Raw genomic sequence first — 15,692 nt, forward strand, 5'->3', positions numbered from 1 at the left:
GACGCAGTGGTTCAGAAAGGGCACAATGAGCTCTGACGCGCACCTGTCCGATCATTTCGCCGAAACGCTGTCGAAAATGCGTTCCGCGGGAGCCCACGCCATGGAGCTGGCGGCCCTGAGAAGGCGTCTCGAGCAGCTGTCCGAACCCGGCGCCGGTGAATTGCCGGGAAACGAACTCGAACCACTCGATGACATCAGCAGGCTCGTGGATCTGCCCGAGCCGGACGCCGCGGAAGCGCGCCGGGTCCTGGACCGTACGGCCGTGCTCAAACTCAACGGCGGGCTCGGCACGAGCATGGGGCTCACCGGGCCGAAGTCCCTGCTGGAGATCAAACCGGGGAAGTCGTTCCTCGACGTCATCGCGATGCAGGTGCTCTCGACCCGCGAGAAGTACGGCGCGCGCCTGCCGCTGATCCTGATGAATTCGGCGGGCACCCGCGAACCTTCGCTGGAGTTGCTGAAGAAGTACCCCGATCTCGCCGACGACGTGATCCCCGCCGACTTCCTGCAAGGTCGCGAACCGAAGATCACCGCCGACGGGCGGCCCGCCGAGTGGCCCGCGAACCCGGAACTCGAATGGTGCCCGCCGGGGCACGGGGACATCTACGTCGCGCTCGCGGTGAGCGGGATGCTCGAAACGCTGCTGGCGGAAGGCATCCGCTGGTGCTTCGTGTCCAACGCCGACAACCTCGGCGCGCTGCCGGACGCCCGGATCGCCGCCTGGCTGGCGAGGGAGAACATCCCGTTCGCGATGGAGACCGTGCTCGGCACCGCGGCCGACCGCAAGGGCGGGCACCTCGCGCGGCGCGCGGGCCGGATCGTCCTGCGTGAATCCGCGCAGGTGCCCGACGGCGACGACTCGTTCGGCGACGTCGCCAAGTGGCGTTTCTTCAACACCAACAACATCTGGTTCGACCTGGAACGCCTGAAAGCACTTCAGGACGCCGACCCGGCCGCGCCGTTGTTACCGCTGATCGTGAACCGGAAGACCGTCGATCCGGCCGATTCGTCCAGCACGCCGGTGATCCAGCTCGAAACGGCGATGGGCGCGGCGATCGGTTCCGTCGAGGGCGCGCGGGCCATCGAGATCCCGCGGACCCGGTTCGCGCCGGTCAAGACCACGGACGACCTGCTGGTTGTCCGGTCCGACGCTTATGTGCTCGATGACGGCGGGGAGATGATCCCGGAGTTCACCACCACCCCGCCGGTCGTGTCGCTGAGCAAGGAGTTCTACAAGCTCCTGCCGGACTTCGACGCGCGTATCCCTTCCGCGCCTTCTCTCAAGGAATGCACGAGCCTCGCCGTGGACGGCGACGTCACCTTCGGGAGCAACGTCGTCGTCCGCGGCGATGTGAAGATCACCGGGCCGAAAACGGTTCCGGACGGCGAAGTCCTCTAGTCCCGCTGGGCGATGAACACGTACTCGCGTCCTGGACGGTCGGGGGCCTCCCGGACGTCCAGGACGCGAAAACCGTGTTCCGCCAGCAAGGCTTCCAGGTCTTCGCGTTCGCGGAACCAGAGCGTCGAGTCCGAGGTGACGATCTCGCCGTCGGGGAACCGGTAGCTGTACCGGAACGAGACGAACGGGAGGTTCACTTCGGTGACCTCGCGCCACTGCTCGACCTCGCCGACACCCGGGACGTCGATGACGTCGTGCGCGGTGTCGGCGGCCCAGTCCTCCCACACGCGGCGACCCGGGCGCCGGATCTCGAACACCAGGTGCCCACCCGGCTTCAGCGCCGTGCGGACGCCTTCGAGGGTCCGGCGCCATTCGTCGTCGGTGAGGAAGACCTGGGCCACGTTGCCGGTCATCACGGCGAGATCGGCGCCCGCCTCACCCGCCGCTTTCGCGTCACCGTGGATCCAGGTGATCTTCCCTTCCGGGTCTTTGGCCTTCGCGATCTCCAGAGAAGCCTCGGCCGGATCGACCCCCACGACCTCGATCCCTCGCTCGGCGAGGAGAACGGCCAGGCAGCCGGTACCGCAGCCGACGTCGAGCACCCTTCTCGCCCCGAGTTCGCCGATGATGGCCAGGTAGTGGTCCAGATCGTCGCGAGCGCCGTCGAAGGCGTCGTAGATCGGTGCGAGCCGAGCGTGGGCGAAGAGCGCGTCAGGCATTCGGTGACGATAGTTCCGGGACCCGTTCGGGAGCCACGGATTTACGGTCGGGCCGCCAGGCCCGCTTTCCCAGCAGTGCCAGGGACGCCGGCAGTAGCACCCCGCGGACCAGCGTGGCGTCGATGAGGATGGCGACCGCCATCCCGACGCCCATCATCTTGTACTCGATCGCGCTCAGCGTGATGAAGACGCTGAACACGCCGACCATGATCACGGCCGCGCCACTGACCACCCCCGCGCTGGTGCCGGTGCCGCGGACGATCGCGGTGACGGCCCCGTCGGCCCGGCGTTCACGGATCCGGCTGAGGATGAAGATGTGGTAGTCCATGCTCAGCCCGAGCAGCAGGACGAACATGAACATCGGCAGCCAGCCGACCACCCCGCCGTACGGGGTGAATCCCAGCAGGGAAGCGAAATGGCCGTCCTGGAAGATCCAGGTGAGCACGCCGTAGGCGGCGCCGATCGACAGCAGGTTGAGCAGGAGCGACACGAGCGACACCGCCACGGACCGGAAAGCCAGCAGCAGCAACACGAACGCCGCCAGCAGGACGAAACCGACGACCAGCGGCATACGGTCGATGACCCGGTCGGCGAAGTCGCGAGCGTTCGCCGTCCGCCCCGACACCGCGAAGCCGACGTCGTCCACCCGGCCGATCGTCTCGGGCAGGACCTCGGTGCGCAATTTCGCCAGCGCGGCGTCGGCTTCCGCGTCCCGGCCCGCGCCGGACAGCGGGACCCGGACGACCACCGCCTCGTCGACGTTCGCGACCGCGACGGGTTTGTTCAGCACGCCGCCGGTTTCCCCGATCCTGCGTTCGAGATCGGTGATCGCCGATCGCAGTGCCGGGCTGTCGACCGGACCGCCCTTCGCGGCCGTCAGCACCACCGTCGCGGGGTAGACGACCCCGGGGAAGGCTTCCTGGGTGCGGACGGCGGAGTCGATCGTCGTCATCGATCGCGGCAGGCTCTCCGCCGGTGTCGGATCCTGCAGGTGCATGCCGAGGGCGGGCAGGGAGAGCAGGATCAGCAGCGCGGCCGCGAGCCCGCCCCACAGCGACGGCCTCCGGGTGACCGCGCGGGCGGTCGCGGACCAGAAGCGTGAGTTCTCCGCGGCGGTCCGCCGCTTGCCCAGCCAGGGAATCCGGCCCCGGTCGACCTTGTCGCCCAGCAGTGACAGCAGCGCGGGAAGCACGGTGACCGCGCCGAGCATGGCCAGGCCGACCACGAACGCCGTACTGATCGCGAGTCCGGTGAAGTTGTCGAGCCCGGTGAACACCAGTCCGCTCACACACAGGACGACCGTGACGCCCGAGACGACCACGACGTGCCCTGACGTCCGTGCCGCGATCAGGATCGCGTCGTCGACCGAATGCCCCCTGGCGCGTTCTTCTCGTTGCCGCCTCAGGAAGAACAGCGAATAGTCCACGCCCACCGCCATCCCGATGAGCAGCGTGATCACCGTCGTCGCGCTGTTGATCGGGGTGAGGTCGTCGACGACGGAGAGGAAGCCGAACGTCGCCGCGACGGTCGTTCCGGCCAGCAGCAACGGGACCGACGCCGCGACCAGCGCCCCGAAGACGATCAGCAGGATCACCAGCGTCATCGGCAGGGACAGGAGTTCCGACCGTTTGACGTCTTCCCGGATTCCCTTGTCGACCACGGTCGACAGGCTGAGATCCCCGGACAGGCCCAACCGGACCGACGGATGCCGGGCGGCGACCGCGTCGACCTGCGCGGACGCGGTCTCGAAGTTCGGGCGGATGTCCTTGTCGCCGCCCGCGATCGAGAAGCCGACGAGCCCGGACGCGCCGTCGGCCGAGATCCGTTCGGCGCCGTCGGGAGCCAGCGGTGAGCGGACGTCGGTGACGGAGCCGGATCGGGCGAGCGTGGTGACCAGGTCTTCGGTCGCCCGCCGGAGTTCTTCGTTCGCGGTGAACGGCGCCGAGCCTGGGTTCTTCGCTTCGACGAGGACGTTCTCGCGTAAGGGGTCGAAGGTGCTTTGGGCGTTCAAAGCGGTCTGCGCGCGGCCGGATTCGCCGGGATCGGTGCTCCGCCGGCTTTCGCCGTCCAGCAGGGCACCCGACAGCAGGGCGACGACCACGAGGGCGACCCAGCAGACGAGGGTGAGCGCGCGATGCCGGACGGACCAGGCGGCGAGCTTTTCGGGCAGCATGAACTACAGTCCTTTACGTGAAGGAGTGAGATGCCTCGGGCGAGGTTTTTGCTTCTTCTTTCCTGGGTCGTCGAGTTGCCGCTCGGCGGCCCAGGGTCTTTCACCGGCCGGTCAGTCGACCTCCTTGAGGATCCGTTCGACCGAGCCCACGCTCTTCTGGAGATCCGCGAGGCGGCCGTCGAGTTCGGTGAGTTTGCGTTCGGTCTCTTCCTGCGCCTGGACGGCCTTTTCAGCGAGCCTGCGGTATTCCTGTTCACGCGCGAGCGCGCCCTTGGCGCGGATGGTCGCGCCGAACTGCCACACGACCACCGTGATCACCACGGTGAGGAACACGAAGATGCCGATCAGGCCGGCGACTTCCTGCCATTGATGCCACTTCACGGTCGTTCCCCCTCGTCACCCGGTGTCGGTGTGCCTGGTGTCGGCGTACTCAGTGTCGGTGCCGCGGCGGCGATGGCGTCCGGGCTCAGTTCGAGCACGAACGGTTTCACCTCGTAGAACTTCATCGCCTTCCCGTCCTCCGACAGCTCCAGGGTGGCCGACACGAGACCGGCCGCCTCCAGTTTGCGCAGGTGGAGCTGAAGCAGTGCCCGGCTGATGCCGAGCTCTCGCGCCAGCTGGCTCACGTACGCGCGCTCCGCGCGGAGCGCCGCGACGATCCGCAGCCGATGCGGATTCGCCAGTGCCCCCAGCAGTCGCAGCAGCTCGTCGCCGGACGGTCCGGTGGCGGTCATGCCTGGCTCCAGCACATGCCAAAGAAATCTAGCAGGTGCTGACTGGATCTACCAGGTGCTCCATCCAGACGTTGGGTTCCACGTAGACACCGACGTCCAGCGCCGAGGAGGCGAGCACCGGCGCGATCCCGCCCGGCACGGCCGCGAGGCCGTCCTGGAGTTCGACGCCGGTCCACGCCTTCCACTGGGCGAAGGTGCCCGTGACCGTCATCGCGAACGGTGCCACTTTCACGTACCGGGCGCCGACCCGCTCGTGCGTGCGCAGCCACGGATCTTCGGGCAGGCCGTCCGGGCGACGGCGCGCGACATAGTCCTCAAAGGACAGTCCAGGTTCGTTCTCCTTCCCGGCCGGGCGGACCGGCACGACGAGTTTGCGCATCCTCTTTTCCGAGGCACGCTTTTTCAAGGCTTCCAACGCTTTCGCGGCCAGGCCGCCACCGCGGCGGCCTGGCGCGACCAGCACTTCGAGGGCGATCAGCGTATTCGTCTCACGGGCGCTCAGCAGATCTTCCGCGGCCCAGATCAGGGCGGCGTCCCAGCCGTGGTCCGGCAACTCCGGGCGTTCGGCCGTCGGGAATCCGACCGGGACGGCGGCCGCTCTCGCCACCGGGACACCGTCTTCCAGCAGTACGAGGAAGTATTCCGGCCAGCGGGCGGCCAGATGGGACGACTTCGCCAGCAGGCCCGTCAGGTCGTGCTGGAGGAATTCGCCGCCGACACCGCCGAGGCCGAGCGCGGGCTCGCGCAGCTCAGGCCGGGTGGCCAGGTCTTCGATCACGATCATGTCCTCAGTAGACCCGAGGACACGCGTTTCTCACGAGGTGGTTTTCACGAACTGGTCTTCACGACGGTCTAGCGGACCGGCAGCGCACGCCGCCTTCCGGTGAGACCGGTGGTGTTGAGGTTGGCGCGCTCGCCGGCGGAGTGCCCGTCGAGGTAGCCGCTGCCGGACAGCCGCCTCGGCGGTGCCGAACGAAGATCACCGTATTGCTCATCGTACGCCTGTTTGACCATCGCCGTCCGGTCCTGGATCACCAGTTCCGCGGAGCGATGGCCCGCCGCCGTGGTGTGGGTGCGGGCCGCGGTGTCTTCGCTGTTGCGGAGCCTTTCGTAGACGGCGCCGGAGAATCCGTGCAGCCAGGTGCGCCGGTACGCGGCCAGCGATTCGCCCGCGAACACCCGGTTCTCCGGGCGGACCCTGGTCAGCTGGGTGGTCGCCTGCAGCAGCAGGCTCGTGTACAGCAGCTCCGTCCGTTCCAGATCGGACCGGAAGCCGAACACCGTCACCGCGGTGACCGACTGGCCGAGCCGGTGCAGCAGGGCCCGGCAGCGCAGCGGATGCGCGATGTTCGTGAGCAGTCCCGCCTTGTCCCGGCTGTACGGGTTTTCGAGCGGGATCATGACCTGGGTGATCTCGTCGGCGGTCGCCCCGGAGGCGGCCAGCAGCGCCTGATCGATGCCGTACCTGGCGATCAGTTCGGCGGCCTTGGTGTTGTACGACTCGGCTTCGGCCTCGGTGACCGCCGGGTCCTCCGCCTTCGCGAGGAGTTTCCGGACGCGCGCGAGCAGCGTGTCGTGGTCGGGCATGGCCCTCCTTCCTGATTGGGTTGGAACGGGTCAATCTAGGAGAGAGGTCCGACAATATTCGGACGGATGTTCGGATCCCGGCAAGGGGGCGGTATGTCGATCGACGTTTCGGTGGTCGGTTCCGGTCCGAACGGACTCGCGGCGGCGGTGCTGCTGGCCAGGGCGGGCCTGTCGGTCGAAGTGCACGAGGCGGCGGACGGGATCGGCGGCGGGACGCGCACGGCCCCGCTGTTCGACGACGACGTCCGGCACGACATCTGCGCCACCGGGCATCCGATGGCCGCGGCGTCGCCCTTCTTCCGCTGGTTCGATCTCGCCGGGCACGGAGTCGACCTCCTTCGGCCGGAGATCGCGTACGCGCACCCGATCGACGGTAGCCGGGCCGGACTCGCCTATGAAGATCTCGACCGGACCTGTGATGCCCTTGGTACGGACGGCCCCCGGTGGCGCCGCCTGCTGGGACCGCTGGCCGCGCACAGCCGCGAACTGGCCGATCTCCTGCTCGGCGACCTCCGGCATCCGCCCCGCGACCCGCGTGCCGCCGCACTTCTGCCCGCGCGGATCGCGCTGCTCGCGTCCGGGCTGGAGCGACGTCTGTTCACCGGTCCGGAAGCGCCCGCGCTGTTGTCCGGTGTCTCCGCGCACGTGATGAGCCGTCAGCCCTCGCTCGCCGCGGCCGGCGCGACCCTTCTACTGGGCCACCTCGCGCATTCGACCGGCTGGCCGATCGCCCGCGGCGGCAGTCAAACGATCACCGACGCGCTCGCCGCCGACGTCGTCGCGCACGGCGGCCGGATCCACACCGGCAGCCGGATCACGGACCTGCGGCGATTGGCGGGTTCGCGGACGGTGATCCTCGACATCGCCCCGCGCGGTTTCCTCGACATCGCCCGCGATCTGCTGCCGCCGCGCTACCGGAAGGCGCTGGAGTCCTACCGCTACGGTCCCGGCGCGTCGAAGGTCGATTTCCTGGTGTCCGAACCGGTTCCGTGGGCGGTTCCGGAGGTCGGCAAGGCGGGCACCGTCCATCTCGGAGGCACCCGGGACGAGGTGTACGCGGCCGAGAACGCCGTGGTGCGCGGCGGAGATCCGGAAGACCGTTTCGTACTCGTGTCCGATCCGATGACGATCGACCCGTCCCGCGGTCTGCCGGGCAAACGGCCGGTGTGGGCGTATTGCCATGTGCCGCACGGGGATCCGCGGGACGTCACCGAGCTCGTCCGGCGGCGGATCGAACGGTTCGCGCCCGGATTCTCCGACACGATCCTGGCGAGCCGATGCGTCACCGCGCCGGAACTGGAGGCCTACAACGCGAACTACCCCGGCGGTGACGTCGCCGCCGGGGCGGTGAACCTGCGCCAGGTGCTCGGGCGCCCCGTCCCGCGGTGGAATCCGCACCGCACCCCGCTCGGCGGTGTCTTCCTGTGTTCGGCCGCGACGGCGCCGGGACCCGGTGTACACGGGATGGGCGGCTGGCATGCCGCGAAATCCGTACTGGGAAAGGACTTCGAACGCGTTCTTCACGAATCCCGTGGTCGCACGAGCCCTGTTTCGTAGGCGACCACCACGGCCTGGGCCCGGCTGGAGATCCCGAGTTTCGTCATCAACCGGTTCAGATGCGTCTTCACGGTGGCCTCGCTGACCAGGAGGCTCAGCGCGATGTCGGAGTTCGGCACGCCGGTGCCGACGAACCGCAGCACCTCGAGTTCGCGATCGGTCAGCCCGGTCAGCGCGGGCGGGGCCGCCGGTTTTTCCGGCGGGCTCTGGGTGAAGGCCTCGACCAGGCGCCGGGTGATGGTCGGTCCGAAAAGCATGTCGCCGCGCGCGACGGCGTGGATCCCGGCGATCAGCGTCTCCGGCGGGCAGTCCTTGAGCAGGAAACCCGCCGCTCCCGCCCGCAACGCGGTGTAGACGTATTCGTCGAGGTCGAACACCGTCAGCATGAGCACGTTCGGCTTCTCCGGCCCGGCCCGCGCCAGGATCTGCTCGGTCGCCTTGACGCCGTCGAGTCCGGGCAGCCGGATGTCCATCAGGATCACGTCGGGACGCAGTTCGAGGGCTTTCTCGACGGCTTCGAGCCCGTTTCGCGCTTCGCCCGCGACGCGCACGTCGGGAACGGCGTCGAGCAGGGCGACGAAGCCCGCGCGGACGAGATCCTGGTCGTCGACCACCAGCACACTGGTCACCGGGCTCGCTCCTGCGGCAGATAGGGAAGGGTCAGTTCGATCGAGAAACCACCGGATCCGGCCGGTCCCATTTCGATGGAACCACCGTACATTCTGGCCCGTTCACGCATTCCGATGAGCCCTTGTCCTGCCGGATTGTGCGGCGGTGTATCGCCGGAAGCGGAATTGCGGACACGCAGCACGAGCGCTTCCTCGCCGTATTCGAGGACGAGTTCCGCGCACGCCTTCCCCGCGTGTTTCAGTACGTTCGTAAGCGCTTCCTGGGCGATTCGGTAGGTGCACAGTTGCTGCCCGGGAGCGAGCCGTCGCGGGTCGCCGATGGTCTGCGTCTTCACGGTGAGGCCGGCTTCGCGCACGCGGGTGACCAGCGCGGGAAGGTCGGCGAGACCGGGCTGTGGGCGGTACTCGTGAGGTTCGTGTTGCGGTGGGCGCAACACCCCGAGCAGCCGTCGCAGTTCGTCGAGGGCTTCCGTCGTGGTGCCGGTGATCGTGTTCAGCGCGGCGCGCGCGGTGCCGGGGGAGGATTCGAAGACGTAACGCGCGAGGTTCGCCTGCACCGCGATCACCGAGATGTGGTGGGACACGACGTCGTGCAGTTCGTGCGCGATGCGGATGCGCTCCTCGACGACGGCCTGTTCCGCTTCGAGCCGGATCTCCCGTTCCGCGCGGACGGCGCGTTCCACCAGCCGGTCCGCGCGCAGGAAACCGAGCCGCCCGACGATGACCGTGCCCGCGCACTGCGCGATCAGGCGCGTCGTGTCGACCACGAAGGTCGGCACCTCCCCGAGTACGAGGCCCAGTTCGAAGAGGGCGACCCACGCGATGGTCGGCGCCACGGCCTTCGCGGGTGGGTAGCGCGCCCATACCGTGTACGCCGCGATGAAGGCCGAGGGTTCGCCCAAAGTGGCCCGGTATCCCAGCGCGGTGTACACGGTCATGATCGAGACCGAGGTGAGCAGGACCGCGATCGGATAACGGCGGCGCACCACCAGCGGGAGCGCGATGAGTACGGCGAGGGCGACGACGCCTGGCTCGACCGGATCGCCGAACGACCCGCCGCGCGGAGCCGCGCCCAGCGCCAGGAGAGTGGCCGAGGCCGCCGTGAGCAGACAGTCGATGAGCGCCGGCCGTGCGCGGAGGAGCTGAAAGGGCTGAGCGAGGGACGGCACTTCCGAAAGTTACCGCCGGAACGTCGGACCGCCCAATTCCTGCGACTTTCGTGGTATTCACCCGCCTATATACCGCCAAGGTTTACCCCGGCTTCCGACTCGTGGTGATTCCGCTCGGTGATCGGTCCGGATAACGTCGGCGTAGGATGGATATTCCATTCCCCAACTCGGCGAAGAGGATGACCTCTCCGGGTAAGAGGGCCTTTCGGGAGGGGATATCCGGAACGGGCCGCCTCTTCGCCGAGCCTCAGCCCAGATAAGCGTCCAGCGTGACGGCCAGCGCGCTTTCCGGCGACGGCGCGAAGCTCGCCCCCGCCAGCCCGCCCCAGAGCCACAGCTGGGCGAGGCCGTGCAGCGAAGCCCACAGCGAGGACGCGAGCAACCGCGGATCGGTCGCGGGATGCCAGTCCCCGTCCTGGAGTGCGCCTACGAGCGCGGCGAAGAAGTCGAAGACCGCGCTGCTCACCCGCGTGAGTTCGGCGTCGTCCGGATCGATGAGGTCGCGCCGGAACATCAGCTCGAACATCGCCGGATTGGCCAGCGCGAAGTCGAGGTAGCCGTGGCAGGCCGCGATGAGCCGTTCGCGCGGTGTCCCGTCCGGCAGGCCGGTGCCGCGGTCGAGCAGTTCGGTGTAGCCGCGGGTGGCGACCGCCGAGAGCAGGGCCGCGCGTCCGGGGAAATGCCGCAGCGGCGCGCCGTGCGAGACGCCGGCGGCCTTCGCGATCCCGCGCAGGGTCACCGCGCCGACGCCCTCTTCGGCCAGCAGGGTGGCCGCGGTGTCGATCAGGCGGGTTCGGGCGCCCACGACCGGGTCTCCTCGATGACGGGAAGGAGGTCGGGGCGTTTCGGCAGGAAGCCGTCGCCCGGCTGGCGGCCGATCAGCCGGTTGCGGAACCGGCTGATCGCGACCGGGAGGACCTCTCTCGTCAGCCAGTGCACGTCCGCGCGCAGGCCGGGGCGTCCGGCCGAACCGGGGAGCGGGGCGAGCCAGGCCGGGTCGTGGGTGACGCCGAGCCTGCCGAGCACGTGCCCGGCCAGGCGACGATGGCCCTGCTCGGACAGGTGTAGCCGATCCGGGCCGAAGTAGCGGGAATCGTGCGCGGCGTCGTCCGGCCAGAGGTCGACGAGCGTCGCGCCGTAGCTGACGGACGCTTCGCGGACGGCGTCGTTCAGCGCGACGATGCGCGGGCGCATGCGGTGCCCCATCGGCATGCGGTGGGAGATGTCGCTGAGGGTGAAGGTGACGACGTCCGGTGCGATCTCGGTGCAGGCGCGGATGGTGGTGTCGACCCGGCGCGCGACCGTGCGCGCGTCCCAGCCGCGGCTCATCACGTCGTTGCCGCCGCCGAACAGCGCGATCAGATCCGGCCGCAGCCTGCTCGCCGCCGGGGTCTGCTCGGCGTGGATCTGGTCGAGCCTGCGCCCGCGGACGGCGAGGTTGGCGTAGCGGAAATCGGGCTCTTCCTCGGCGAGGCGGGCCGCGACGAAGTCGGCCCAGCCGCGGTAGAAGCCACCCGACGGATGCGGATCGGCCAGCCCTTCGGCGCAGCTGTCGCCGAGCGCGACGAATCGTTGGTAGCCCATCCAGATCTCCGTAACCGCTAGTTCACCTTGTAGACACTGTCTATCAAACTGATGTAGACGCTGTCTACTCCGGGGGAGCGGGGGACCTTTGCTATCGCGTGAGGCGGGCCCGGTGGGTGAAGGCGACGGCGCGCCGCGGGTCGCCATCCGGGAGCACCCGGCACAGCGCGTCGACGATCTCGACGTCGTCGGCACCGCAGGCCGTCTCCCAGTACGACCACAGCGCCGCCGCGTCCCCGCTGCCGAGCGCGACCCGCCGGACCGACGCGGTGACCGACTCACGCTCTTCGCGGACGGCGGGCGACTCCGATTCGGCCAGCAGCGGACCGCGGAACGCATTCGCGGCGCCGGCGACGTCGCCCCGTTTGAGTGCCTCGCGGACCCGCAGGAAGTCGGCGTCCACCTCGGCGGAGAGCCGGTACGGCCGGGTCTGCACGATGTCCGACCCGAGCTGCGTGCGCAGCCGGTGGATCTCCGCGCGCACCGTCACCGGGTTGCCGCTCTCGCCGTAGAGCAGCAGGGCCAGCCGTTCCGCCGACAGGCCGCCCGGATGCAGGGCGAGCAGGGTGAGGATTTCCGCGTGCCGCAAGGTGAACGGCACCTCGCGACCGTCCACTGTGGTCGATGGCGGACCGTCGGTGAGGAACTCCAGCGCGAGCCGCGGCCGCCGCGACGGACCCCGGCTCCGCAGGCGCAGGAGATAGCCCTCGCGCAACGGCTCGACCGTCCCGAGCCGTCCGTCGGGCAGGGTGACCGCGCCGCCGCCGGGCCGGATGTCCACGGTGGCGGGAAGATCGCCGCAGGATTCGGCCGCCAGCACGCGCCCCTTCGCCGAAAGCAGGGCGCCCGGCGTGCCGCGCAACGCTTCCAGATGGGTCATGTTCAGGACCCGCAGCCGCTCGTCGCGGATCGCGAGCCGGGCCCGCAGCTGGCCTTCGGCGAGCTGAGCGGCCGCCGTGACCAGCGCGAGCATCGCCGGATGGACCGTCCGCAGCGGACCACTGACGTCTATCGACCCGAGCAGCGCGCCGGTCTCCGGGTCGCGCACGGGCGCCGCCGCGCAGGTCCAGCCGTGATAGGTCCGCACGAGATGCTCGGCGGAGTAGATCTGCACCGGTTCCCCGGTGGCGAGCGTGGTGCCCATCGCGTTCGTGCCGATGACGTCCTCGCTCCAGCGCGTGCCTTCGGCGAGCATCACGCCGTCCGCGCGCCGCAGCACCCCGGCCGCGCCTTCGCGCCACAGGATGTGCCCGGCCGCGTCGGTCACGATCATCATGTGCTCGGCGTCGTCGGCGATGCTCACCAGCGTCTGCCGCAGGATCGGCAGCACCGGCGCCAGCGGATGCTCGTCCCGCAGGCCGCTCAGCTCGCCGGAGTCGTAGACCAGCGGGGCGACGCCCGCGTCCGGATCGACCTGCGCGGCGAGCGAGCGATTCCACGACGCCGACACGATCGACCTGGGGGAACGTGGCGCGGGAACACCGGAGAGGACGGCTTCGCGGACGTCCTTCAGCAGCCGCGCGTACGCCTGAGGGTCACGCGGCGACGCTTCACCTCCGGGCAGCTCCGCCACGTTTCCGAGGGTAGGTGACCGGGCTCACTTCGTTGCAACGTGCGTGCAACCTCACCCGGCCTACCTTCGCCGCCATCCGCCACCCCTAGCGATGAGGCAGGAAAGATGGCCAAGTACGCGGCACCGAACACCGAAGGCAGCGTCGTCAGCTACGAGTCGCGCTACGACCACTACATCGGCGGCGAGTACGTACCGCCCGCGAGCGGTCAGTACTTCGAGAACCCGACCCCGGTGACCGGTCAGGCGTTCACCGAGATCGCCCGCGGCACGGCGGCCGACGTCGATCGCGCGCTCGACGCGGCCGAAGGCGCGGCCGCGGCCTGGGGCCGGACGTCGGTGGACGAGCGGTCGAACGTGCTGCTCAAGATCGCCGACCGGATGGAACAGAACCTCGAGGCGATCGCCGTCGCCGAATCGTGGGAGAACGGCAAACCGGTCCGCGAGACCCTCGCCGCCGACATCCCCCTGGCGATCGACCACTTCCGCTACTTCGCCGGCGCCCTGCGCGCCCAGGAGGGCGGCATCTCCCAGATCGACGACAACACCGTCGCCTACCACTTCCACGAGCCGCTCGGCGTCGTCGGCCAGATCATCCCGTGGAACTTCCCACTGCTGATGGCGGTCTGGAAGCTCGCGCCCGCGCTCGCCGCCGGCAACGCGATCGTGCTCAAGCCCGCCGAGCAGACCCCGGCGTCGATCCACCTGCTGATGTCGCTCATCGGCGACCTGATCCCGCCGGGCGTGCTGAACATCGTCAACGGTTTCGGTGTCGAGGCGGGCAAGCCGCTCGCGTCGAGCAACCGCGTGCGGAAGGTCGCATTCACCGGCGAGACCACCACCGGGCGGCTGATCCTGCAGTACGCCAGCGAGAACATCATCCCGGTCACCGTCGAACTCGGCGGCAAGAGCCCGAACATCTTCTTCGACGACGTCGCCGCGGCCAACGACGCCTTCTACGACAAGGCTCAGGAAGGCTTCGCGCTCTTCGCACTGAACCAGGGCGAGGTCTGCACCTGCCCGTCGCGGGCGCTGATCCAGTCCGGTATCTACGACCGGTTCCTCGGCGACGCCGTCGAGCGCGTCAAGAAGATCAAGCAGGGGCACCCGCTCGACACCGAGACGCAGATCGGCGCGCAGGCCTCCAACGACCAGCTGGAGAAGATCCTTTCCTACATCGACATCGGGGTGAAGGAAGGCGCGAAGATCCTCACCGGCGGCGAGCGCAGCGACCTCGGCGGCGAACTGTCCGGCGGCTACTACGTGCAGCCGACGGTCTTCGAGGGCGACAACAAGATGCGGATCTTCCAGGAGGAGATCTTCGGCCCGGTCGTCTCGGTGGCGAAGTTCGACGACTACGCCGACGCGCTCAAGATCGCCAACGACACGCTTTACGGCCTTGGCGCCGGTGTCTGGTCGCGCGACGGCAACACCGCCTATCGGGCGGGCCGCGACATCCAGGCGGGCCGGGTGTGGGTCAACAACTATCACGCGTACCCGGCGCACGCGGCCTTCGGCGGGTACAAGGCTTCCGGCATCGGGCGCGAGAACCACAAGATGATGCTGGACCACTACCAGCAGACCAAGAACATGCTGGTGTCCTATTCGGACAGTGCGCTCGGGTTCTTCTGATGACCGAGCGGGTCGGCTTGACACCGGCCGCCGCGGAGCTGCTGCGGCGGCTGGTGTCACTCCACGGACCGGTGATGTTCCACCAGTCCGGCGGATGCTGTGACGGAAGCGCGCCGATGTGTTACCCGGCGGGCGAATTCCGCACCGGGATGTCCGACGTCCATCTCGGCGATCTGGTCGTCGAGGGGATCGAGGACGTCCCGGTGTGGATGTCGGGGCCGCAGTTCGAGTACTGGAAGCACACGCACCTGACCATCGACGTCGTCCCCGGCCGTGGAAGCGGATTCTCCTTGGAGGCGCCCGAAGGAGTCCGCTTCCTGGTCCGCTCCCGGTTGTTCAGCGACGAAGAGTCGGCGGAATCGAACGGCCCAGCAACGCGATGAGCCGGTCGCCGGGCGCGGCGTCCGGCGGTGACTCGACAGCGTGGTCGAAGGCGCCGCCGGGCCCGCGCACCGGCATCACGTCGGGGTAGCGGCTCGCCACGCGGAACGCGGCCGTCGCGAGTTCGTCGTCCCAGTCGTGTTCGCGGCCGAGGGCGGCGTCGAGGTCCCAGCCGTGGACGAGGTTGTCGACGAAGAGCACAGCCAAGGCGTTCTTCCCGGGGAGTGGGCCGAAGGTTCCGAAGTCGAAGGTCTTTTCCAGGGCCTGGGCGCCGAAAGCCGCGAGAAACTCGGCGGAACTCTCCTCGTAGGACCTGGCGAGGTCGTCGTCCGTCGTCGGCCGGGTCCGCCTGGGACGGCCGGACGCCTGCGCGGCGCGGTGCTCGTTGTTGTCGATCAGGTGTTTCACGATGTCACGGACGGCCCACTCGGCGCAGGGGGTCGAGCGGTCCCAGTCGTCCGTGCCGATTCCGGCGATCGTCTTGCCCGTCGCCTGATGTGCCCTTGTCGTCAACGCGAGGAAGTCCATGCCGGGAACATATACGAACGATCGTGCTAT

General features: G+C 68.9%; 16 protein-coding genes. 4 read left to right on the top strand and 12 right to left on the bottom strand.

The window, feature by feature from the left end; genetic code table 11:
* Positions 1–25: 25 nt before the first annotated feature.
* On the top strand, positions 26–1,399 hold the full coding sequence (locus B0293_RS25855) for a UTP--glucose-1-phosphate uridylyltransferase (protein WP_005155624.1): 1,374 nt from the start codon (positions 26–28) through the stop codon (positions 1,397–1,399).
* Here B0293_RS25855 and B0293_RS25860 read toward each other — a convergent pair.
* The 6 genes from B0293_RS25860 to B0293_RS25885 all read right to left on the bottom strand — a co-directional run bounded on the left by B0293_RS25860 (position 1,396) and on the right by B0293_RS25885 (position 6,612).
* A complete protein-coding gene (locus tag B0293_RS25860) occupies positions 1,396–2,118 on the bottom strand; it encodes a class I SAM-dependent methyltransferase (protein WP_005155626.1) in 723 nt (240 codons plus the stop codon). The two genes, B0293_RS25855 and B0293_RS25860, sit on opposite strands and share 4 nt — an antisense overlap.
* Entirely contained in the window at positions 2,111–4,291 is a 2,181-nt protein-coding gene (locus tag B0293_RS25865; RefSeq protein WP_005155627.1) for an MMPL family transporter, read from the bottom strand. The genes B0293_RS25860 and B0293_RS25865 overlap by 8 nt, the downstream gene beginning before the upstream one ends.
* Before the next feature lie 111 nt (positions 4,292–4,402).
* The gene (locus tag B0293_RS25870; RefSeq protein ID WP_005155628.1) at positions 4,403–4,672 is read right to left on the bottom strand and encodes a hypothetical protein; all 270 of its coding nucleotides are present in this window, start codon (positions 4,670–4,672) and stop codon (positions 4,403–4,405) included.
* Positions 4,669–5,025 (bottom strand): ArsR/SmtB family transcription factor, encoded by a 357-nt coding sequence (locus B0293_RS25875; RefSeq protein WP_005155629.1) that lies wholly within the window; start codon positions 5,023–5,025, stop codon positions 4,669–4,671. The genes B0293_RS25870 and B0293_RS25875 overlap by 4 nt, the downstream gene beginning before the upstream one ends.
* A 28-nt stretch (positions 5,026–5,053) precedes the next feature.
* Complete coding sequence (locus B0293_RS25880; RefSeq protein WP_077241386.1) at positions 5,054–5,809, bottom strand: GNAT family N-acetyltransferase; 756 nt, start codon at positions 5,807–5,809, stop codon at positions 5,054–5,056.
* Between the two features lie 68 nt (positions 5,810–5,877).
* Positions 5,878–6,612, bottom strand: coding sequence for a DUF2786 domain-containing protein (locus B0293_RS25885; RefSeq protein ID WP_005155631.1), 735 nt, complete (start codon positions 6,610–6,612; stop codon positions 5,878–5,880).
* A 93-nt stretch (positions 6,613–6,705) separates the two neighbouring features.
* Between B0293_RS25885 and B0293_RS25890 the strand changes: the two genes are divergently transcribed.
* Positions 6,706–8,169: a phytoene desaturase family protein gene (locus B0293_RS25890; RefSeq protein ID WP_005155632.1), complete on the top strand. Its 1,464-nt coding sequence runs from the start codon at positions 6,706–6,708 to the stop codon at positions 8,167–8,169.
* On the opposite strand, the gene B0293_RS25895 is transcribed toward B0293_RS25890, so the two are convergent.
* From B0293_RS25895 to B0293_RS25915, 5 genes are all read right to left on the bottom strand, one after another.
* Positions 8,133–8,798: a response regulator gene (locus B0293_RS25895; protein WP_005155633.1), complete on the bottom strand. Its 666-nt coding sequence runs from the start codon at positions 8,796–8,798 to the stop codon at positions 8,133–8,135. The genes B0293_RS25890 and B0293_RS25895 overlap by 37 nt on opposite strands.
* A complete protein-coding gene (locus tag B0293_RS25900) occupies positions 8,795–9,967 on the bottom strand; it encodes a sensor histidine kinase (RefSeq protein WP_005155634.1) in 1,173 nt (390 codons plus the stop codon). Before B0293_RS25900 ends, B0293_RS25895 begins: the two co-directional genes overlap by 4 nt.
* Positions 9,968–10,214: 247 nt before the next feature.
* A complete protein-coding gene (locus tag B0293_RS25905; RefSeq protein ID WP_005155635.1) occupies positions 10,215–10,772 on the bottom strand; it encodes a TetR/AcrR family transcriptional regulator in 558 nt (185 codons plus the stop codon).
* Positions 10,751–11,551, bottom strand: a complete 801-nt coding sequence (locus B0293_RS25910; protein WP_005155636.1) for an SGNH/GDSL hydrolase family protein — start codon at positions 11,549–11,551, stop codon at positions 10,751–10,753. Before B0293_RS25910 ends, B0293_RS25905 begins: the two co-directional genes overlap by 22 nt.
* Positions 11,552–11,642: 91 nt before the next feature.
* Complete coding sequence (locus tag B0293_RS25915; RefSeq protein ID WP_005155637.1) at positions 11,643–13,124, bottom strand: helix-turn-helix domain-containing protein; 1,482 nt, start codon at positions 13,122–13,124, stop codon at positions 11,643–11,645.
* A 105-nt stretch (positions 13,125–13,229) separates the two neighbouring features.
* On the opposite strand from B0293_RS25915, the gene exaC reads away from it, so the two are divergent.
* Together exaC and B0293_RS25925 are read left to right on the top strand one after the other, a co-directional pair.
* Entirely contained in the window at positions 13,230–14,753 is a 1,524-nt protein-coding gene (gene exaC / locus B0293_RS25920) for an acetaldehyde dehydrogenase ExaC (RefSeq protein WP_005155638.1), read from the top strand.
* Positions 14,753–15,136 carry a DUF779 domain-containing protein gene (locus B0293_RS25925; protein ID WP_005155639.1) on the top strand — a complete coding sequence of 128 codons (384 nt, stop codon included), beginning with the start codon at positions 14,753–14,755 and terminating at the stop codon, positions 15,134–15,136. The genes exaC and B0293_RS25925 overlap by 1 nt, the downstream gene beginning before the upstream one ends.
* On the opposite strand, the gene B0293_RS25930 is transcribed toward B0293_RS25925, so the two are convergent.
* The gene (locus B0293_RS25930) at positions 15,090–15,662 is read right to left on the bottom strand and encodes a TIGR03086 family metal-binding protein (RefSeq protein ID WP_005155642.1); all 573 of its coding nucleotides are present in this window, start codon (positions 15,660–15,662) and stop codon (positions 15,090–15,092) included. The genes B0293_RS25925 and B0293_RS25930 overlap by 47 nt on opposite strands.
* Between the last annotated feature and the right edge of the window lie 30 nt (positions 15,663–15,692).

Origin of the sequence: Amycolatopsis azurea DSM 43854, from assembly GCF_001995215.1 — a bacterium.
GTDB lineage: Bacteria > Actinomycetota > Actinomycetes > Mycobacteriales > Pseudonocardiaceae > Amycolatopsis > Amycolatopsis azurea.

Bases quoted from the DNA above. Each gene is read 5' to 3' on its own strand.
- exaC (WP_005155638.1), top strand. From the start codon at position 13,230: ATGGCCAAGTACGCGGCACCGAACACCGAAGGCAGCGTCGTCAGCTAC.
- B0293_RS25860 (WP_005155626.1), bottom strand. From the start codon at position 2,118: ATGCCTGACGCGCTCTTCGCCCACGCTCGGCTCGCACCGATCTACGAC.
- B0293_RS25930 (WP_005155642.1), bottom strand. From the start codon at position 15,662: ATGGACTTCCTCGCGTTGACGACAAGGGCACATCAGGCGACGGGCAAG.
- B0293_RS25885 (WP_005155631.1), bottom strand. From the start codon at position 6,612: ATGCCCGACCACGACACGCTGCTCGCGCGCGTCCGGAAACTCCTCGCG.
- B0293_RS25865 (WP_005155627.1), bottom strand. From the start codon at position 4,291: ATGCTGCCCGAAAAGCTCGCCGCCTGGTCCGTCCGGCATCGCGCGCTC.
- B0293_RS25875 (WP_005155629.1), bottom strand. From the start codon at position 5,025: ATGACCGCCACCGGACCGTCCGGCGACGAGCTGCTGCGACTGCTGGGG.
- B0293_RS25855 (WP_005155624.1), top strand. From the start codon at position 26: ATGAGCTCTGACGCGCACCTGTCCGATCATTTCGCCGAAACGCTGTCG.
- B0293_RS25910 (WP_005155636.1), bottom strand. From the start codon at position 11,551: ATGGGCTACCAACGATTCGTCGCGCTCGGCGACAGCTGCGCCGAAGGG.
- B0293_RS25890 (WP_005155632.1), top strand. From the start codon at position 6,706: ATGTCGATCGACGTTTCGGTGGTCGGTTCCGGTCCGAACGGACTCGCG.
- B0293_RS25925 (WP_005155639.1), top strand. From the start codon at position 14,753: ATGACCGAGCGGGTCGGCTTGACACCGGCCGCCGCGGAGCTGCTGCGG.
- B0293_RS25880 (WP_077241386.1), bottom strand. From the start codon at position 5,809: ATGATCGTGATCGAAGACCTGGCCACCCGGCCTGAGCTGCGCGAGCCC.